The organism is Nonomuraea sp. NPDC005692 (genome assembly GCF_040631115.1).
Lineage (GTDB): Bacteria > Actinomycetota > Actinomycetes > Streptosporangiales > Streptosporangiaceae > Nonomuraea.
The window spans coordinates 337,159-356,101 of record NZ_JBEXYU010000006.1 but is presented as its reverse complement, the minus strand read 5'-3'; the positions used below and the strand labels follow the sequence as shown (position 1 = coordinate 356,101).

The 18,943-nt window shown below is 71.2% G+C and carries 18 protein-coding genes, 1 tRNA gene and 2 riboswitches; of the genes, 16 read left to right on the top strand and 3 right to left on the bottom strand.

The window, feature by feature from the left end:
* The first annotated feature begins 5 nt into the window (after positions 1 to 5).
* The 9 genes from ABZ459_RS16835 (at position 6) to ABZ459_RS16795 (ending at position 9,404) form a co-directional block, all read left to right on the top strand.
* Positions 6 to 770, top strand: a complete 765-nt coding sequence (locus ABZ459_RS16835; protein ID WP_357971136.1) for a 3-oxoacyl-ACP reductase — start codon at positions 6 to 8, stop codon at positions 768 to 770.
* A complete protein-coding gene (locus ABZ459_RS16830; RefSeq protein ID WP_357971135.1) occupies positions 767 to 1,456 on the top strand; it encodes a gamma-glutamyl-gamma-aminobutyrate hydrolase family protein in 690 nt (229 codons plus the stop codon). Before ABZ459_RS16835 ends, ABZ459_RS16830 begins: the two co-directional genes overlap by 4 nt.
* 222 nt (positions 1,457 to 1,678) lie before the next feature.
* Positions 1,679 to 3,973 (top strand): M4 family metallopeptidase, encoded by a 2,295-nt coding sequence (locus ABZ459_RS16825; protein WP_357971134.1) that lies wholly within the window; start codon positions 1,679 to 1,681, stop codon positions 3,971 to 3,973.
* A gap of 71 nt (positions 3,974 to 4,044) precedes the next feature.
* Positions 4,045 to 5,418 carry a M28 family peptidase gene (locus ABZ459_RS16820; protein ID WP_357971215.1) on the top strand — a complete coding sequence of 458 codons (1,374 nt, stop codon included), beginning with the start codon at positions 4,045 to 4,047 and terminating at the stop codon, positions 5,416 to 5,418.
* Between the two features lie 262 nt (positions 5,419 to 5,680).
* Positions 5,681 to 5,778: riboswitch (glycine riboswitch) on the top strand.
* Positions 5,779 to 5,798: 20 nt separating this feature from the next.
* Positions 5,799 to 5,898: riboswitch (glycine riboswitch) on the top strand.
* 34 nt (positions 5,899 to 5,932) lie between these two features.
* Entirely contained in the window at positions 5,933 to 7,018 is a 1,086-nt protein-coding gene (gene gcvT / locus ABZ459_RS16815) for a glycine cleavage system aminomethyltransferase GcvT (RefSeq protein ID WP_357971133.1), read from the top strand.
* The gene (gene gcvH, locus ABZ459_RS16810; RefSeq protein ID WP_357971132.1) at positions 7,015 to 7,404 is read left to right on the top strand and encodes a glycine cleavage system protein GcvH; all 390 of its coding nucleotides are present in this window, start codon (positions 7,015 to 7,017) and stop codon (positions 7,402 to 7,404) included. Before gcvT ends, gcvH begins: the two co-directional genes overlap by 4 nt.
* A 59-nt stretch (positions 7,405 to 7,463) precedes the next feature.
* Positions 7,464 to 8,840 carry an L-serine ammonia-lyase gene (locus ABZ459_RS16805; RefSeq protein ID WP_357971131.1) on the top strand — a complete coding sequence of 459 codons (1,377 nt, stop codon included), beginning with the start codon at positions 7,464 to 7,466 and terminating at the stop codon, positions 8,838 to 8,840.
* 49 nt (positions 8,841 to 8,889) lie between these two features.
* The gene (locus tag ABZ459_RS16800) at positions 8,890 to 9,150 is read left to right on the top strand and encodes a type II toxin-antitoxin system prevent-host-death family antitoxin (protein WP_357971130.1); all 261 of its coding nucleotides are present in this window, start codon (positions 8,890 to 8,892) and stop codon (positions 9,148 to 9,150) included.
* A complete protein-coding gene (locus tag ABZ459_RS16795; protein WP_357971129.1) occupies positions 9,147 to 9,404 on the top strand; it encodes a Txe/YoeB family addiction module toxin in 258 nt (85 codons plus the stop codon). Before ABZ459_RS16800 ends, ABZ459_RS16795 begins: the two co-directional genes overlap by 4 nt.
* A gap of 378 nt (positions 9,405 to 9,782) precedes the next feature.
* Here the strand turns inward: ABZ459_RS16795 and ABZ459_RS16790 are convergent, their stop codons facing one another.
* The gene (locus tag ABZ459_RS16790) at positions 9,783 to 10,295 is read right to left on the bottom strand and encodes a hypothetical protein (protein ID WP_357971128.1); all 513 of its coding nucleotides are present in this window, start codon (positions 10,293 to 10,295) and stop codon (positions 9,783 to 9,785) included.
* Positions 10,295 to 10,876 carry a DUF6286 domain-containing protein gene (locus ABZ459_RS16785; protein WP_357971127.1) on the bottom strand — a complete coding sequence of 194 codons (582 nt, stop codon included), beginning with the start codon at positions 10,874 to 10,876 and terminating at the stop codon, positions 10,295 to 10,297. Before ABZ459_RS16785 ends, ABZ459_RS16790 begins: the two co-directional genes overlap by 1 nt.
* Positions 10,877 to 11,060: 184 nt before the next feature.
* On the opposite strand from ABZ459_RS16785, the gene ABZ459_RS16780 reads away from it, so the two are divergent.
* A complete protein-coding gene (locus tag ABZ459_RS16780) occupies positions 11,061 to 12,254 on the top strand; it encodes an amino acid deaminase/aldolase (RefSeq protein ID WP_357971126.1) in 1,194 nt (397 codons plus the stop codon).
* Positions 12,255 to 12,273: 19 nt separating this feature from the next.
* Here the strand turns inward: ABZ459_RS16780 and ABZ459_RS16775 are convergent, their stop codons facing one another.
* Positions 12,274 to 12,606 (bottom strand): DUF3618 domain-containing protein, encoded by a 333-nt coding sequence (locus ABZ459_RS16775; protein WP_357971125.1) that lies wholly within the window; start codon positions 12,604 to 12,606, stop codon positions 12,274 to 12,276.
* Positions 12,607 to 12,757: 151 nt separating this feature from the next.
* On the opposite strand from ABZ459_RS16775, the gene bcp reads away from it, so the two are divergent.
* The 6 genes from bcp (at position 12,758) to ABZ459_RS16745 (ending at position 18,831) form a co-directional block, all read left to right on the top strand.
* Complete coding sequence (gene bcp, locus ABZ459_RS16770) at positions 12,758 to 13,231, top strand: thioredoxin-dependent thiol peroxidase (protein WP_357971124.1); 474 nt, start codon at positions 12,758 to 12,760, stop codon at positions 13,229 to 13,231.
* 103 nt (positions 13,232 to 13,334) lie between these two features.
* A tRNA-Leu gene (locus tag ABZ459_RS16765) sits at positions 13,335 to 13,417 on the top strand.
* Between the two features lie 243 nt (positions 13,418 to 13,660).
* The gene (locus ABZ459_RS16760; protein ID WP_357971123.1) at positions 13,661 to 14,830 is read left to right on the top strand and encodes a histidine kinase; all 1,170 of its coding nucleotides are present in this window, start codon (positions 13,661 to 13,663) and stop codon (positions 14,828 to 14,830) included.
* Positions 14,830 to 15,480 (top strand): response regulator transcription factor, encoded by a 651-nt coding sequence (locus ABZ459_RS16755; protein ID WP_357971214.1) that lies wholly within the window; start codon positions 14,830 to 14,832, stop codon positions 15,478 to 15,480. The genes ABZ459_RS16760 and ABZ459_RS16755 overlap by 1 nt, the downstream gene beginning before the upstream one ends.
* Before the next feature lie 107 nt (positions 15,481 to 15,587).
* Positions 15,588 to 16,340, top strand: a complete 753-nt coding sequence (locus tag ABZ459_RS16750; protein WP_352350142.1) for an ABC transporter ATP-binding protein — start codon at positions 15,588 to 15,590, stop codon at positions 16,338 to 16,340.
* A gap of 1 nt (position 16,341) precedes the next feature.
* The gene (locus ABZ459_RS16745) at positions 16,342 to 18,831 is read left to right on the top strand and encodes an FtsX-like permease family protein (RefSeq protein ID WP_357971122.1); all 2,490 of its coding nucleotides are present in this window, start codon (positions 16,342 to 16,344) and stop codon (positions 18,829 to 18,831) included.
* Positions 18,832 to 18,943: the final 112 nt, after the last annotated feature.

Below are 18,943 nucleotides of genomic sequence, written 5' to 3'. Positions count from 1 at the left end.
GTACAGTGCAGCGATTGCAGGACCGCGTGGCCGTCATCACCGGCGCGGGCAGCGGCATCGGGCTGGCCACGGCGCGCAGGTTCGCGCAGGAGGGCGCGAAGGTCGTCTGCGTCGACATCGACGAGGACGCCGGGGCCAAGGCCGCGGCCGAGGTCGGCGGCCTCTTCGTCAAGGCCGACGTGACCAGCGAGGACGACGTCGTCCGGATGTTCGCCACGGCCCACGAGACCTACGGCAGCGTGGACATCGCCTTCAACAACGCCGGCATCTCGCCGCCCGACGACGACTCGATCCTGGAGACCGGCCTCGACGCCTGGCGCCGCGTCCAGGAGGTGAACCTGACCAGCGTGTACCTGTGCTGCAAGCACGCCATCCCGTACATGCGGCGGCAGGGCAAGGGGTCGATCATCAACACGGCGTCGTTCGTGGCGGTGATGGGGTCGGCCACGTCGCAGATCTCGTACACGGCCTCCAAGGGCGGCGTGCTGGCGATGTCGCGCGAGCTGGGCGTGCAGTTCGCCCGCGAGGGCATCCGGGTCAACGCGCTGTGCCCGGGGCCGGTGAACACGCCGCTGCTGCAGGAGCTGTTCGCCAAGGACCCCGAGCGGGCCCAGCGGCGTCTGGTGCACATTCCGGTGGGCCGCTTCGCCGAGGCGTCGGAGATCGCCGCCGCCGTGGCGTTCCTGGCCAGTGACGACGCCTCCTTCATCACGGGGGCCGAGTTCCTGGTGGACGGCGGCATCTCCGGCGCGTACGTGACGCCGCTGTGACCCGTCCGGTCATCGGTGTCACGACGTACGTCGAGCCCGCCCGGTTCACCGTCTGGGACCTGCCCGTCGCGCTGCTGCCGTACATGTACGTCGAGAAGATCGTCCAGGCCGGCGGGCAGCCCGTGCTGCTGCCGCCGGCCGGCGATCCCGCCCAGGTCGTGGGGCGGCTCGACGGTCTCGTCCTGGCCGGCGGCGGCGACGTCGACCCGGCCAGGTACGGCCGGACGGCGCACGAGCGCACCGGCTACGTCCGGGAGTTCCGGGACGAGGCCGAGTTCGCCCTGCTGGCGGCGGCCCTGGCGGCCGGGCTGCCGTTCCTGGGCATCTGCCGGGGGCTGCAGGTGCTCAACGTGCTGCTCGGCGGCACCCTGCACCAGCACCTGCCGGACGTGACCGGGCACACCGGCCACTCCCCCGCGCCCGGCGAGTTCGGCCACCTGCCGGTCACGCCCGTCCCCGGCAGCCGCCTGGCCGAGGCGCTCGGCACGCAACCGGTGGCGGTCCCGCACTACCACCACCAGGCCGTCGACCGGCTCGCCCCCGGCCTCACGGTCACCGCCACGGCCGACGACGGGACGATCGAGGCGGTGGAGCTCGACTCCGGCGGGTTCGCGGTGGCGGTCCAGTGGCACCCGGAGGCGGGCGACGGGCCGGCGCTCTTCGAGGCGTTCACGGCGGCCTGCTGAGACCGTTACTGGAAAGCTTCTTTACCTTTTCTGCGCGCTGAAATCGCGTGAAATCCCAGTTCAGAGGGCCATACCACCACGTTATAGGAAACTTGTTGGGTACCGGGTCGCGCCATCCCGGTGTCACCCTGTGTTCATCCCCAGCCGGCCGGGGCTCTTCCACTCCACACCCCCCTGAGGAGCCAGAGAGTGAACCCCAAACTCAGGTTGGGGGCTGCCGCAATGCTCGCGCTAGCCCTGACCACCAGCTCGCTGGTGGGCGCCACGAGCGCCACAGCCCAAGCGTCGCAGGTGGCCGATCCTCCCAGCCCCGACGAGCGCAGGAACGCGATCGCCACCGCACACAACGCGATCCTGGCCGACTCGGCGGCATTGCTGGCATCCGAGCAGGACACGTTCACGCTGACGTCGACTGTCGAAGGCGTCCGCGGCCTGCAGTACCTGACCTACGCCCGTAACCACGCGGGCCTGCCCGTCTACGGCGGCGACGTGGTCGTCGCCACGGACGCCTCCGGCGCGGTGGTCGACACGGTCGCCACCGGGCAGCGCACGAAGATCGGGATCGGCACGAAGGCGAAGGTGACCGCGGCCCAGGCCGCCGTGACGGCCAGGGCCAAGGTGGCCAGGGTCGAGACCGTCGCCACGCCCGTGCTGTCCGTGCACGCCGCCACGAAGACCCCGCGGCTGGCCTACGAGGTCCTGGTCACCGGCGCCAACGCCACCGGTCACGAGACCAAGCTCCACGTGTACGTGGACGCCCTCACCGGCAAGGTCATCGACGAGTGGGACGAGGTGCGCGACGGCACCGGCAACAGCTACTACGTCGGCACCGTCACCATCGACACCAGCCCCTCGTACACGATGCGCGACCCCCGCAGGAGCGGTGTCCAGTGCGGCGGCCAGAACGGCTCGCCGTACACGAAGACCACCGACACCTGGGGCAACGGCTCGGGCACGAACCTGGAGACCGCCTGCGTCGACGCGCTCTACGCCGCGCAGCGGGAATGGGACATGCTGAGCGCCTGGCTCGGCCGCAGCGGCATCAACGGCCAGGGCGGCGGCTACCCGGCCCGCGTCGGCCTGGCCGACGTCAACGCCTACTGGAACGGCCAGTACGGCTCCTTCGGCCACAACTCCGCCAACTCCCAGCAGCTCACGTCGATGGACGTGGTCGGCCACGAGTTCGGCCACGGCATCTTCCAGTTCACCAGCGGCGGCTCGGGCAGCGGCAACGAGGCCGGCGGCATGAACGAGTCCACCGGCGACATCTTCGGCGCGCTCACCGAGGCGTACGCCAACAACCCGAACGACCCGCCGGACTACCTGGTCGGCGAAGAGGTCAACCTCTCCGGGTCCGGGCCGATCCGCAACATGTACAACCCGTCGGCCCTCAGCCACCCGAACTGCTACAGCGCCTCCATCCCGAACACCGAGGTGCACGCGGCGGCCGGCCCGCAGAACCACTGGTTCTACCTCGTGGCCGAGGGCACCAACCCCTCGGGCAAGCCCGCGAGCACGCGCTGCGACAACGGCGCCGCGATCACCGGCATCGGCATCCGCAAGGCCGGTGAGGTGTTCATGTCCGCGCTGAACACGAAGACCCAGCCGTGGACGCACGCCAAGGCCAGGGTCGCCACCCTCCAGGCCGCCAAGACCCTGTACCCGGGCAGCTGCACCGAGTTCAACGTGGTCAAGAACGCCTGGGACGGCGTCAGCGTACGGGCCCAGTCCGGCGAGCCGAGCTGCACCCAGGGCAGCAACGACTTCTCGGTCAACCTGAACCCCGCCTCCGGCAGCGTCACTCCGGGCCAGAGCACCACGACCACGGTCAGCACCACCGTGACCGGCGGTTCGGCGCAGTCGATCACCCTGCGGACCGGCACCCTGCCGACCGGCGTGACCGCCTCGTTCAGCCCGGCCACCATCACCGCGGGGCAGAGCTCCACGCTGACGATCACCACCTCGGCGGGCAGCCCGCAGGGCAACCACTCGATCGCGATCACGGCCGACGGCGCCGACGTCGACCGGCAGGCCACCTACAACCTGCAGATCGGGCAGAGCTCGCCGAACGACTACTCCTTCGGCGTGACCCCGTCGTCGGCCTCGGTGCAGGCCGGTCAGTCGGCCACCGCCACGGTCAGCACGCAGGTCACCGCCGGTCAGGCGCAGAGCATCGCCCTGTCGGCGAGCAACGTGCCCGCGGGCGTGACGGTCAGCTTCAGCCCGTCCACGATCACCGCCGGGCAGTCGTCCACGGTGACGTTCGCGACCACGAGCGGCGTGACGCCCAGCACGTACACGATCAGCCTGAACGCCGACGGCGCGAGCGCCGACCACTCGGCCTCCTTCAGCCTGACGGTGGGCGGCGGCCAGGGCACCACGTGGCAGACGTACACGGCCTACACAGCCGGACAGACCGTCACCTACCAGGGCACCAGCTACCGCTGCCTGCAGTCTCACACGAGCCTGCCGGGCTGGGAGCCGCCCAACACCCCTGCCCTCTGGCAGCCGGTCTAAGTCGCAATACCTGGGCGGCCACGCCGGGGTGGCCGCCCAACCCCCTTGAGGAGCCACAGATCGTGAACGCCATGCTCAGGCTGGGCGCCGCGGCCACCGCCGCGTTGGCCCTGACCCTCACCACGCCGGCCGGACCGGCCGGCGCCGCCGCCGACCCCGCGCCCGACATCCCCGTCGCGAACGTGACGGCGCATCTGAGCCAGTTGCAGTCCATCGCCACGAGCAACGGCGGCAACCGCGCCTCGGGCAGGCCGGGCTTCACCGCCTCGATGAACTACATCAAGGGCAAGCTCGACGCGGCCGGCTTCACCACCCGCGTGCAGAGCTTCAGCGGCGGCAGCAACCTGATCGCCGACTGGCCGGGCGGCCCGGCCAACCAGACCGTGATGCTCGGCGCCCACCTCGACAGCGTCGCGGCCGGCCCCGGGATCAACGACAACGGTTCCGGCTCGGCCGCGCTCCTGGAGAACGCCCTCACCCTCGCCGCCCGCAGGCCCACCCTCACCAAGCACGTGCGGTTCGGCTGGTGGGGCGCCGAAGAGGCGGGCATGGTCGGGTCCAGGTACTACGTGCAGAACGGCGGCGCGAGCGGCGTCGAGGTGTACCTGAACTTCGACATGATCGCCTCGACCAACGCCGGCTACTTCGTCTACGACGACGACGCGGCGATCCAGCGGACCTTCAACGACTACTTCGCCACCATCGGCCTGCAGACCGAGGGCGACAGGGAGGGCGACGGCCGCAGCGACCACGCCTCGTTCAAGAGCGCGGGCGTCCGGGTCGGCGGCCTGGCCACGGGGGCCGGGGCGGTCAAGAGCTCGGCCCAGGCCGCCAAGTGGGGCGGCTCGGCCGGGCAGCCGTTCGACCGCTGCTACCACAGCGCCTGCGACAGCTACCCGAGCGCCATCAACACCACGGCGCTCGACCGCAACTCCGACGCCATCGCGTACGCCATATGGAAGCTCGCCGTGGGCACCAGCACGCCCACGGAGAACGACTACTCGATCTCGGTGACCCCGTCGTCGGCATCGGTCCAGGCCGGTCAGTCGGCTACCGCGGCGGTCAGTACCCAGGTCACGTCCGGCCAGGCGCAGAGCGTCGCGCTCTCCGCCGGGAACGTGCCGAGCGGGGTCACCGTCTCCTTCAGCCCGTCCACGGTGCAGGCCGGTCAGTCGTCCACCGTCACGATCGCCACCACCAGCGGCGCCGCGGCGGGGACGTACACCATAGGGATCAACGGCGACGGGGCGACGGCGGACCACTCCGCGTCCTTCACCCTGACCGTCGGAGGGGACGGCCAGGGCACCACCTGGACGGCCTACAAGTCGTACACGGCCGGAGACGTCGTCACCTACCAGGGGGTCAGCTACCGCTGCCTCCAGGCGCACACCAGCCTGCCGGGCTGGGAGCCGCCGAACGTGCCCGCCCTCTGGGCGCGGGCCTGATCCTCGGGCCTGACCTTTAGAGCCTGATCCACAGGGCCTGATCTACGCGCGGGCCGGTCGCCACCGGCCCGCCCCGAGCTGCCGCGTGCGAGCTGACCTGCCATGACCGGCTCGCGCGCGGCCACCAACGCGGCCGCGACCCCGCCTCTCCGGGGCCGCGGCCGCTTTTCGCTGCGTGCGGGATGTCGCGGATGCTGCGGAAGGCAGGGGGCGAAGCGCGACAACACCCCCATGACGGCACTAGGCTGACGGACATCACCGGCGAAACCGTGCGGGAGAGCACCCTGACAGCCGGTCAGGGTCCCTGAAGGAGCAAGCCCTCCCCGCGAACCTCTCAAGGCAAAGGACCGCGCGGCAGCCCTGTAAGGCGTTCTTACGGGGAGGTGACCTCTGGAAAGCAGGCCCTCGGGGCCTCGCCGAAGGTGAAAGTCCGGTAAAACTCGGGCGAAGCTCTCAGGCATCCATGACAGAGGGGGAGGATGCTGGCATCCAATCCTGTCCTGAGGTGCGACAAATGTCCCGACCTACGCCGCTACGAGACGTCCACGAGGCCCTAGGCGCCACGCTGACCGACTTCGCCGGATGGCTGATGCCGCTCCGGTACGGCAGCGAGTCGGCGGAGCACAAAGCCGTCCGCGAGGCGGCCGGGCTGTTCGACCTCTCGCACATGGGCGAGATCTTCCTGACCGGTCCGCAGGCCGGAGAGGCCCTCGACTACGCCCTGGTCGGCCACCTGTCGGCGCTCGCGCCCGGCCGGGCCAGGTACACGATGATCGTGGACGAGCGCGGCGGGGTGCTCGACGACCTGATCGTCTACCGGCTGGCGGACGAGGAGTTCATGGTGGTGGCCAACGCCTCGAACTCCGACAAAGTCGCTGATGAGCTGAAAAATCGTACTAAGTCGTATGACACGGCGGTCGACGACCGCTCCCAGCAGTACGCCCTCATCGCGATCCAGGGCCCGAAGGCCCAGGAGATCCTGGCCACGCTCACCGACGCCGACCTCGACGGTCTCAAGTACTACGCGGGCCTGCCCGGCGTGGTCGACGGCCGCCAGGCGCTCATCGCCCGCACCGGCTACACCGGCGAGGACGGCTTCGAGCTGTTCGTCGCCAACCAGGACGCCGTGCCGCTCTGGCGCGCCCTGGAGGCGGCGGGCGAGTCGCACGGGCTCAGGGCCGCCGGTCTGTCCAGCCGCGACACCCTCAGGCTGGAGGCTGGCATGCCGCTCTACGGCAACGAGCTGAGCTCCGACCTGACCCCGTTCGACGCGGGGCTGGGCAGAGTGGTGAAATTCGACAAGCCCGGTGACTTCGTCGGCAGGGCGGCACTGGAGGCGGTCAAGGACGACCAGCCCCGCCGCCGCCTCGTCGGCCTGGTCGCCCAGGGCCGCCGGGTGCCACGTCACGGCTACCCGGTCACCCGCGACGGCGCCGTCGTCGGCGAGGTCACCAGCGGTGCGCCCTCCCAGACCCTGGGCAAGCCCATCGCGATGGCCTACGTGGACGCCGGGGCCGACACAGGTCTGGCCGTGGACATCCGGGGCAGCCATGAACCTATGGACCTGGTCGAGCTGCCCTTCTACAGGAGGAACAAGTGAGCAACATCCCTGACGACCTGAACTACACCAAGGAGCACGAGTGGGTGTCGGGCGTGGACGACGGCATCACCGTGACCGTCGGCATCACGGCCTTCGCCGCCGAGGCTCTTGGTGACGTCGTCTTCGTGCAGCTCCCCGAGGTCGGTTCGACCGTCGAGGCGGGTGACTCGGTCGGCGAGGTGGAGTCCACCAAGTCGGTGAGCGAGATCTACGCCCCCGTCGGCGGCGAGATCGTCGAGGTGAACGCGGCCGTGGCCGACGACCCGTCGCTGGCCAACAGCGACCCGTACGGCGACGGCTGGATGTTCCGCGTCCGCATGGAGGGCGACGCGGAGGACCTGCTGTCCGCCGAGGAGTACACGGCGCTCACCTCAGGCGAGTCCTGACACCAACGCCGGGGCCCGCGACGGGCCCCGGCACTTCCTGAACTGAAGGGCGCCCATCAATGGCGATCAGCGTCTTCGACCTCTTCAAGATCGGCATCGGACCGTCCAGCTCCCACACGGGCGGCCCGATGGCCGCCGCGCACAAGTTCGCCCGCGGGCTGCACGACGACGGCCTGCTCCCCCGCGTGGCCCGCGTCGAGGTCATCCTGTACGGCTCGCTCGGCCTGACCGGCAAGGGCCACGGCAGCGACAAGGCGGTGCTGCTCGGCCTGTCCGGTGAGAAGCCGGAGCTGGTCGACGTCGACTCCGTCGACGCCCGCCTGGCCGAGATGCGCGCCTCGGGCACGGTCAACCTCTACGGCGAGCACGAGATCCCCTTCGTCGTGGGCCAGGACCTCGTCTTCGAGCGCAAGATCTCCCTGCCCGAGCACCCCAACGGCATGCGCTTCACCGCCCGTGACGAGCAGGGCGAGACCGTGCGCGAGAAGGTCTACTTCTCCGTCGGCGGCGGCTTCGTCGTGGACGAGAAGGCCACCGGCGCCGACCGCATCAAGCCCGACGACACCGTCCTGCCCTACCCGTTCGCCTCGGGCGACGAGCTGCTCAAGCACTGCTCGAACACCGGCCTGTCGATCTCCGCCCTGATGCTGGAGAACGAGAAGGCGTTCGGGCGCACCGAGGAGGAGATCCGCGCGGGCATCCTCAACCTGTGGCGCGTGATGTCGGAGTGCGTGCAGCGGGGCATCTCCAAGGAGGGCGTGCTGCCCGGCGGGCTGAAGGTCAAGCGCCGGGCCAACCAGCTCCACCGGCGGCTGCAGGCCGAGTCGGCCGAGAAGGACCCGCTGCAGGCGATGGACTGGGTGGCGCTGTTCGCCCTGGCCGTCAACGAGGAGAACGCCGCCGGCGGCCGCATCGTCACCGCCCCCACCAACGGCGCCGCGGGCATCATCCCGGCCGTGCTGACGTACTACACCAGGTTCGTCCCGCGCGCCGACGACGACGGCGTGGTGCGCTTCCTGCTCACGGCGGCCGCGATCGGCGTGCTGTTCAAGGAGAACGCCTCGATCTCCGGCGCCGAGGTCGGCTGCCAGGGCGAGGTGGGCTCGGCCTGCTCGATGGCCTCGGCCGGGCTGACCGAGGTCATGGGCGGCACCCCCGAGCAGGTGGAGAACGCCGCCGAGATCGGCATCGAGCACAACCTGGGGCTGACCTGCGACCCGATCGGCGGCCTGGTGCAGATCCCGTGCATCGAGCGCAACGCGGTGGCCTCCAACAAGGCCATCACGGCCGCCAGGATCGCCCTGCGCGGCGACGGCCGCCACTACGTGGCGCTGGACAAGGCCATCAAGACCATGCGCGACACCGGCCGCGACATGCTCGACAAGTACAAGGAGACCTCCCGCGGCGGCCTGGCCGTCAACGTCATCGAGTGCTGACCCGCCTCCGAGTGGTACCGTAGAGTTGTACCACTCGGAGGAGGCGCTCATGTCCATCACCGCCAGCGAAGCTCGCCGTCGCCTGTTCCCGCTCATCGAAGAAGTCAACGACGACCGCACCGCTGTGGAGATCGTGTCCAAGAGCGGCAGCGCCTACCTGGTGGCCGCAGAGGAGTACGAAGCACTGCAGGAGACGGCCTATCTGCTACGTGCCCCGGCCAACGCCCGCCGACTGATCGAGTCCTATCAGGAAGCGATCCAAGGGCGTCATGAGCGGCACGAACTGCTGGGCGACGAGGCTGCTCAGTGAAGGTGGCGTTCACCAGCCAGGGCTGGGAGGACTACGTCCACTGGCAGACGGCCGACCGGCAGGTACTCAAGCGCATCAACCGGCTTGTCGAGGATGTCCTGCGCGATCCTTACGAGGGCATCGGCAAGCCCGAGCCCCTCAAGTACGCGTTGGCAGGCGCCTGGTCCCGGCGCATCACCGACGAGCATCGCCTGGTGTACCTGGTCGTACACGACGAGATCGTCGTCCTGCAGGCTCGCTACCACTACGAGTAGAGACGCGGCGGCCCGCCCGGCCCCTCCGCGCAGGAGGGGCAGGGCGGGCCGGGTGTCAGGCGGACGAGCGGCAGATGACCGTGGTGGTGTGGCTGTTCACGCAGATCAGGCCGACCGCGGGGCTGAGCGCGTGGGCCAGCAGGCCGGGCAGGTGATCCCCGACGCATTGCATCTGGCCGTCTTCCCCGATCCTGCAGGGGATCAGCGGAAAGCCGTCGCCCGTCTCCGCGTGGGCGGCGGGTGCGGTCAGGGCGAGAGCGAGGGTTGCGGCGGCGAACGCGCCGATGATGCGGTGAATGACGACCTCCCGATCGGATTCGACGGCGAAGGCGCCGAGTCGCGCCTTCTTCCTTCAGCTACGAGCAGCCGGTTGACTGGTCAGCGGCGCTCGGCCGGTTGGCGGCGGACGTGGACGCGGACGACCGCAGGCGTCTCGTCGTCGCGCACCTCACGGCGGATGCGGCCGACGATGTCCTGGTCGAGCTTGGTCACCACCGCGCCGACGTCCGCGTCGGAGGGGCAGGTCAGGGCGACGCGCAGGCCGTTGTCGGCGACCCGTACGCCCGCCCGGCCCAGGCCGTCCACGCCCTTGAGGCCCACGCACAGCATGGCCGTGCCGGTGCCGCTGGCCGCGCCCCGGCGGCCCCAGCCCAGGCTCAGCAGCAGCCAGCGCACGGCGAGCATGGCCAGGATCAGCATGGCGAAGGCCAGCAGCCACAACGTCCAGGGGTCCGCGGCCATCGTGCGGGCGATCTCGGCGGGCAGCACCTTGGCGTTGCGCGGCAGGTCGAAGAGCAGGCCCTGGCCGCGCAGCCAGCCGTAGCCGCCCGCGCCGAGCAGGGCGAGGCCGACCAGGGCCAGGCCGACGCGGTTGCCCGTGTACTGCCGCATCACACGCCCTTCCTGCGCAGCCGGACGACGACCTCGCCGGTGCCGAGCGTGCCGACGCCGGCCAGCCGGTCGCCGACCGCCGTGCCGACCTGCCGGAGCATCGCGCCCGAGCTCTCCGGCCCGGTCACGACGGTGACCTCGATGGTGCGCCGGCGCAGCCGTACCCGGGCGCGGTCCACGCCGTTCACCTTCTGGGCGGCCGCGCGCAGGGTGCGGCGCAGCCCGGCGCGGGTGATGCCGATGACGATCAGCGGGTCGGACGTCTCGACCGGGACCGTCCTGGACCGTCCCGGCACGAGCGCGAGCAGCAGCATCAGCAGCCCGGCCCCGGCGGTGAGCAGCGCGGCCGAGGAGACCTGCGGCCACGTCCGCGCGCCGGCCAGCTCGATCGCCTCGTTCACCGGGACCCAGCCCAGCGGCTTGCCGAGCAGCGACGTCACCACCTCGGCGGTCGTCGCGCCGAGCACGGCGGCCAGGACGAGCGCGACGAGGGCGCCGGGCAGCGCACGCGCCGGTCTGAGCGCCCTTCTCGCCCTGCGCAGCCCGGTGTGGTGCTGGGCGGTGATGGCTGCGGGCACCATCTGCTGAAGCGTGGTCATCACAACGACAGACGTACATGGATCCGGAGGGGCCGCGACCGCGCCCTCGCCGCCCATTTGCCCGATCATTACGGCCGCACCAAGGAAAGTGAACCTCTCCCGGCTCCAGGAATGAATATGAACCCCACTCATATTCATTCACCCGATATGCCGTTACCCTGCTGACATGGATGACCGCCGGCGCTACGACCGCGCCACCGCCGCGCTCGAACCGCCCTTCGCGATCCTCGACCTGGCGGCCATGCGGGCCAACGCGGCCGACCTGGTACGCCGCGCCGCCGGCAAGCCGATCCGGGTGGCGAGCAAGTCCGTGCGCAGCCGCGCGGTGCTCGAACGCATCCTGGCCATGGACGGCTTCCGCGGCGTCATGGCCTTCACCCTCCCCGAGGCCCTGTGGCTGGCCGGTCAGGGCTTCACCGACATCCTGGTCGCCTACCCCACGGCCGACCGGCACGCGCTCGCCGCCCTGGCCGCCGACCCGCGGGCCGCCGCCGAGATCGCGATCACCGTCGACTCCCGCGAGCAGCTGGACTTCGTCGAGAAGGCCGTGTCAGGCGTGCATCCCAGGGCCGAGCTGCGGCTCTCCCTCGACCTGGACGCCGGCTACGTCACCCTCGGCGGCAAGTTCCGGGCCGGCGCACTCCGCTCCCCCGTGCGCGAGCCCCATGAGGCCGCCGACCTGGCCACGGCCATCGCCAAGCGTCCGGGGCTGCGCCTGGTGGGGCTCATGGCCTACGAGGCGCAGATCGCCGGGGTCGGCGACGATCCGCCGGGCAACGCCGCCTTCGCCCGGGTCGTCCGGGTCATGCAGGCCCGCTCGGCCCGCGAGCTGGTCGTCCGCCGCGGCCGCGTCGTGAACGCCGTGCGCCAGGTCGCCGACCTGGAGTTCGTCAACGGCGGCGGCACCGGCTCGATCGAGACGACCGTCAGGGAGAAGGCGATCACGGAGGTCGCCGCCGGATCGGGCTTCTTCCACCCGCGGCTGTTCGACTTCTACCGGCGTTTCACCGGGCGTCCGGCGGCCCTGTTCGCGCTGCCGGTCGTCCGCCGTCCCGGGCCGGACACGGTGACGGTGCTGGGCGGCGGCTACCTGGCCTCCGGCCCTCCCGGGCCGAGCCGGCTGCCGCAGCCGTACCTGCCCGCCGGCCTGCGGTACGCGCAGGACGAGGGCGCGGGCGAGGTGCAGACCCCGCTGCTGGGCCAGGCGGCCCAGGAGCTGAGGGTCGGTGACCGGGTGTGGTTCAGGCACGCCAAGGCGGGCGAGATGTGCGAGCGCTTCGACACCCTGCACCTCGTGGACGGCGACACCCTGGCCGAGTCGGTGCCGACGTACCGGGGCGAGGGCAGGACGTTCCTCTGACCCCGGCCCCGGCACGCGCTCAGCGCCGGCGGCGCCTGCGCCGGAACAGCACGATCGCGGCGCCGACGACCAGCACCGCGCCGACGCCGATGAGCACCGGCGCCAGGTTGGGCTGCTCGTCCTCCCACACCCCTTCGGGCTTGTCGCCGTAGTCGACCGGGCGGGCGGTCACCCCGAGGGCGTCCCCCACGGACGCCACGAAGTGGCCCGCCCGGCTCCTGACATCGGCGACCGTACGCTCGGCGACCCGCTTGGGGCTCACCCGGTCGGCGATGGCGTCGACCGTCTGCGCCAACTCCGCGCGCGTGCGTGCGATCCGCCGCTCCAACTCGTCGGGATCGGTGTCAGCCATGGCTCTCCTTTCGACCGTACGCGTGGTCGCGCCCGCTACGTAGTCCGTCGCGAGCTCCGTCCGTTCTGGTCGTGATCAGTCTGTCAGGTCGGCGTGCCGTACGGCACAGCGGCCGGGCCGGTAGGTTTGCCGGAGGAACTCAGGAGGGCCCATGACAGAGACCAAGCTCGCGCCCGGCGACGCCGCGCCCGAGTTCACGCTACCCACCGCCGACGGCGGCACCGTCGCCCTCGACAGCCTTCGCGGCAAGAGGGTGATCCTCTATTTCTACCCCGCCGCCATGACGCCCGGCTGCACCAAACAGGCCTGCGACTTCCGCGACAACCTCGGCCAGCTGACCGATGAGGGTTTCGTCGTCCTCGGCGTGTCGAAGGACAAGCCGGAGAAGCTGGCCAAGTTCGTCGCCCGCGACGCCCTGACCTTCCCCTTGTTGTCGGACCCGGAGCTCGCCGTCCACCAGGCGTACGGCGCGTACGGCCCGAAGAAGCTCTACGGCAAGGAGATGATCGGCGTGATCCGCTCGACGTTCGTCATCGACGCCGACGGCAAGATCGAGCAGGCGCTCTACAACGTGAAGGCCACCGGCCACGTGGCCTCGCTCAAGAAGAAGCTCGGCCTGGCCTGACCCCGGCTCGCGGGCCCGCCGACAGGGGGCCCGCGGTCGTCGCGGAAGGCTGCCCGGCCACGGCCGGAGCGCTAAGCTGTTCCCAGCCCGCCTCGGCGGGATCGCGGGCGTGGCGAAATGGCATACGCGGCAGGTTTAGGTCCTGTTGGTGGAGACACTGTGGGGGTTCGAGTCCCCCCGCCCGCACACGCAGCGGCTGCGAGGGTCGCGCCGTCCGGGAGGCCGGGTCGCGCGGTGCTTCCTCTTCACCGCGCGACCCGCGTCTCGATCATGATCCGCCATCACGATCTCCCTTTACTCGCCCGCGAGGGGCGCTCCCATGTACCACCATGCCTGGTCCCTTGTAAGACCCATGTAAGACCTGGGTCGTACGCGGACTTCCCCCTCTAGGCGGACAAATCCCCGGCGTGGCTTACATATCGTGATGATGTGTTCGGCAGGGTACGGGCGTGGTCGAGGCGCCACGGCGGGCTGGTGAGCGTCCTGCGGGTCGCCCCCCTCGCCGTCTTCAGCTTGCTTCTGGCGATCCCCTACGCCTCGCTCACCCCGGCGGGGGGCAGCCGGTACCTGGGCGTGGCGGGCTACATCGCGCTCTCGGTGCTGCTGATAGCGCCGCTGCTGTGGCGGCGCAGGCCGCTGGCGGCGTACGCGGTGATCTCGCTGGCCTCCTTCGGGCAGTGGCTGGCCCACGTCGACCCGCTGCCCGCCAACCTCGCGGTCATGGTGGCGCTGTGGACGGTCGCCTCCGAGTGCGCGTTCCGGTGGGCGCTGGCCGCCGGGCTGGTGGCCGAGCTGGGGATGTTCCTGGCACTGGTGAACTGGTCCGTCGCCACCTTCGGCATGTTCTTCAGCGGCTCGATCTTCGTCGTCACCATCTGGCTCGCCGGCCTGTACGCCAACACCCGCCGGCGCTACCTCGAAGGGCTGGAGGAACGCGCCGAGCGGGCCGAGCGCGAACGCGACCAGCAGGCCAGGATGGCCGCGGCGGCCGAGCGCGCCAGGATCGCCAGGGAGCTGCACGACGTGGTGGCGCACAATGTCAGTGTGATGGTGGTGCAGGCCGACGGCGCGGGCTTCGCCCTCGACAGCGACCCAGAGCAGGCCCGGCTGGCCGTACGGAACATCTCCAAGACCGGGCGGGCGGCCCTGGCCGAGATGCGCCGGATGGTCGGCGTGCTGCGCGAGAACGAGGACGACGGCACCGACTACACCCCGCAGCCCGGCCTGGGCCAGCTCGAAGAGCTGGTACGCGGCGCCGGCGTGCCCGCCAGCCTGCGCATCGGCGGCGTGCCGGGCGACCTTCCCGAAGGGCAGCAGCTCGCCGTCTACCGCATCGTCCAGGAGGCGCTGACGAACGCGCTCAAGCACGGCGGCCCGCACGTCCAGGCGCGGGTCGAGATCGACTACGGCGGGCCCGAGCTGGTCGTCCGGGTGACCGACGACGGCCGGGGCGCCGCCGCGCCGCGCAGCCCGGACGGGCACGGCCTGATCGGCATGCGCGAACGCGTCGGCATGTACGGCGGCGCGGTCTCGGCCGGTCCCCTGACCGGCGGCGGCTTCGAGGTGCTGGCCCGCCTCCCGGCGGCCAGGGCGGCATGATGATCAGGGTGATGCTGGTCGACGACCAGGAGCTGCTGCGGGCCGGGTTCAAGATGGTGCTCGGCGCCCAGCCCGACATCGACGTGGTGGCCGAGGCCGCCGACGGCGTCACGGCCCTGGAGCTGCTGGACCGCGTCGAGGTGGACGTCGTGCTCATGGACGTCCGCATGCCGCGCATGGACGGCGTCGAGGCGACCAGGCACATCGACGGGCCGAAGGTGCTGATCCTGACCACGTTCGACCTCGACGAGTACGCCCTGGCCGCGATCAAGGCGGGCGCGGCCGGGTTCCTGCTGAAGGACGTGCCGCCCGCCGACCTGGTCAACGCCATCAGGCAGGTGCACGCGGGCGACGCCGTGGTCGCGCCGCGCACGCTGCGCCGCATGCTGGACCGCTTCGCCGCCCAGTTGCCGGTGGAGGAGCTGCCGGCGGCGACCGAGCTGACCCCGCGCGAGCGGGAGGTGCTGCTCATGGTGGCCCGCGGCCTGTCGAACATGGAGATCGCGGGCCGCCTGGAGGTCGCCGAGGCCACGGTGAAGACGCATCTCGGCCGGGTGCTGGCCAAGCTGGGGCTGCGGGACCGGGCCCAGGTGGTCGTGTACGCGTACGAGGCGGGGCTCGTCGTGCCCTCGCATCGGCCGAAAGGCTGACGGGGGTCGTCTGAGGTCCTACACGAAGTCCCTCCTCAGGGCCCACAATTCCTGAAATTTCCACTCCTAACGTTGGTCGCGACGAGAAATTGCGACAAGGAGTGAAAGTGACCCTCACCGAGTCCTGGCGCGCGGCACCGCCCGCGGTGGTGGCCAAGGCACTGACCAAGGTGTACGGCCAGGGCGACGCCCAGGTCCACGCCCTTCGCGGCGTGGACGTGGCCTTCGCCACCGGCGCCTTCACGGCGATCATGGGCCCGTCCGGCTCCGGGAAGTCGACGCTCATGCACTGCCTGGCCGGCCTGGACACCGCCACCTCGGGCACGGTGCACATCGGCGACGTCGAGCTGACCGGTCTGGCCGACCGGCAGCTCACGCTGCTGCGCCGGGAGCGGATCGGCTTCATCTTCCAGGCGTTCAACCTGCTGCCCACGCTCACCGCCGAGCAGAACATCAGGCTGCCCCTGGACATCGCCGCCCGGCAGGCGGACGAGGAGCTGTTCGCCCGGGTCATCGACACCGTCGGGCTGCGGAACCGGCTCGGGCACCGGCCGACCGAGCTGTCCGGCGGCCAGCAGCAGCGCGTGGCCGTGGCCAGGGCCCTGATCAGCAAGCCGCAGGTGATCTTCGCCGACGAGCCCACGGGCAACCTGGACTCGCGCAGCGGCTCGGAGATCCTGTCCTTCCTGCGCACCTCGGTCCGCGAGCTCGGCCAGACCATCGTCATGGTCACCCACGACCCGGTCGCGGCGGCCTACGCCGACCGGGTGGTGTTCCTGCGCGACGGCGAGCTGGTCACCGAGATCACCTCGCCGTCGCCGCAGGCCGTCCTGGACACGCTCGTGAAGCTGGAGGGCTGAGGTGCTGAAGACGGCGCTGGCCGGACTGCGCGCGCACAAGCTCAGGCTGCTGCTCACCTCGCTGGCGATCACGCTGGGGGTGGGCTTCATCGCGGGCACGTTCGTGCTGAACGACACCATCCAGGCGGGCTTCTCCCAGCGCGTCACCGCCGACGCCGACAAGGTGGACGTGGCCGTCCTGCCCAAGGAGCGCGACGGCGTGCTGCCGGAGAAGGCCCTGGAACGGGTGCGCGCCCTCACCGGCGTGACCGAGGCGCAGGGCCTGATCCGCGACCCCGCGCCGCTGCTCGGCAAGGACGGCAGGGCGGTCGGCAGCAGCCCGACCACGGCCCTGTCCATCGTCCCCGGCCCGCTGGACCGCACCTCGATCGTCGCGGGCACCGGCCCGGGCACCGACGACCAGGCGGCCGTGCTGGACAAGAACACCGCGAAGTCGCAGGGCCTGCGGCTCGGCGACACGATCACCGTGCTCGACCGCAAGCAGGCCCGCCACCAGTTCCGGCTGGTCGGCCTGCTCGATCCCGGGGTGGACCAGGAGCTGTCCTTCACCGGCGCGGTCGGCTTCACCGCGGCCACCGCGCAGCGCATGACCGGCGCCAAGGGTTACCGCGAGATCGACGTCGCCGGCTCGGCCCCCGGGCTGAAGCAGGCCGTGGCCGCGGCGCTCGGCGACGCCTACGAGGTCAAGTCCGGCACGGAGCTGGCCGACGACCTGGCGGCCTCGGCCGGGCTGTCGATGCGCACGCTGACCATCGGCCTGCTGCTGTTCGGGGCGGTGGCGATGATGGTGGCCGCGCTGGTCATCTACAACACCTTCACCATCCTGGTCGCGCAGCGCACCCGGGAGATGGCGCTGCTGCGCTGCATCGGCGCGACCCGCGGGCAGGTGTTCGGCTCGATCGTGCTGGAGTCGTTCGCGGTCGGGCTGCTCGCCTCCGCGCTCGGCCTGCTCACCGGGTACGGGCTGGCCGTGCTCGCGCTGACGCTGCTGGCCGCGTTCGACGCCCCCATGCCCACGGACGCGGCGGTCGCGCTGACGCCGGCCACCATCGGGATCGGCCTGGCCGTCGGCCTGGTGGTCACCCTGTTCGCGGCCCTGCTGCCCGCGCGGGCGGCCACCCGCGTGCCGCCGGTCGCGGCGCTGCGCGCCCAGCCGGAGGAGCAGGACTTCCGCACCGGCCTGCTGCGCTCGGTGTTCGCGGGGCTGTTCCTGCTGGCCGGGGCGGGCATGACCGCGTTCGGCGTGGCGGGGCTGCCGGCGGGCGAGACGAGCACGCTGTTCGTCGTGATGGCCGGCGGCGCGCTGGTCTTCCTGGCCGTGCTGATCCTCGGGCCGGTGCTGGTCAGGCCCCTGAGCGCGGTGGTGGGCTGGATCCCGGCCAAGCTGTTCGGCGTGCCAGGACGCCTGGCGCTGGACAACTCGGCCCGCAACCCCCGGCGCGCCGCGACCACCACGGTCGCGCTCACCATCGGCGTCACGCTGATGACGCTGATCTCGGTGCTCAGCGCCTCCACCCGGCTGACCGTGTGGAACAAGCTCGACGAGCAGTTCCCCGTCGACTACATGCTGGCCGGCCAGGTGCAGGACAGCGGGGTGCCCAGGTCGGTGGCCGAGAAGCTGCGCGGCCGTCCCGAGCTGGCCTCGGTGCTGCAGATCCGCGAGACCCCGGGCAAGGTGGGCGACCGGCGCTTCGACATCGGCACCTACCACGGGACCGTCGCCCCCGAGGTGCTGTCCGGCTCGATGGCGGGCCTGTCGGCCGGGCAGGTCGCGCTGCTCGACTACGCGGCCTCCGCCCTGGGCGTCAAGGTCGGCGACACTGTCACGGTCAAGACCGAGCTGGCCGGGTCCGTGCCGCTGAAGGTCGTCGCCGTCCTCGCCGGGACGAACTCCACCCTGCCCCCGCTCACCGTCGCCGAGCGGCCGTTCGACACCTACTACGACCGGGTGCCCGACTCCCGCGTGATGATCAACATCCGCGACGGCGTCGCGACCGACCAGGCCCGTCAGGTGGTCAGGGCCGCGATCGCGGCCCATCCCACCGTCCAGATGGCCAGTTCGACCGAGGTACGCGGGCAGTTCGACGAGACCCTGGACATGCTGCTCATGATCGTGACCGGGCTGCTCGGGCTGGCGATCCTGATCTCGCTGCTCGGCATCGCCAACACCCTGTCGTTGTCGGTGCACGAACGCACCAGGGAGTCGGCGCTGCTGCGGGCGCTCGGGCTGACCCGTCCGCAGCTGCGGCGGATGCTCTCGGTCGAGGCGCTGCTGCTCGGCCTGGTCGGGGCGCTGGTCGGCGTGGTGCTCGGCGGCGTGTTCGGCTGGGCCGCGGTACGGGCGATGTTGCCCGGGGCGGTCTTCTCCGCGCCGCTCGGGCAGATCGCGCTGTTCGTGGTGCTCTCGGGGCTGGCGGGCGTGCTGGCCGCCGTGGTGCCGGCCCGGCGGGCGGCCAGGGCGTCGATCGTCGGTTCGTTGGCTACGGGGTGATCCATGGCAAAAGCGAATAAAAGCGAAAAATCAGGATAGAGGGTACGCGCAGGGGGTGCGCGGTCTCATGGGACGGGTGTCGTGGGGGACGCCGAGGCCGCGCGGCCACGCA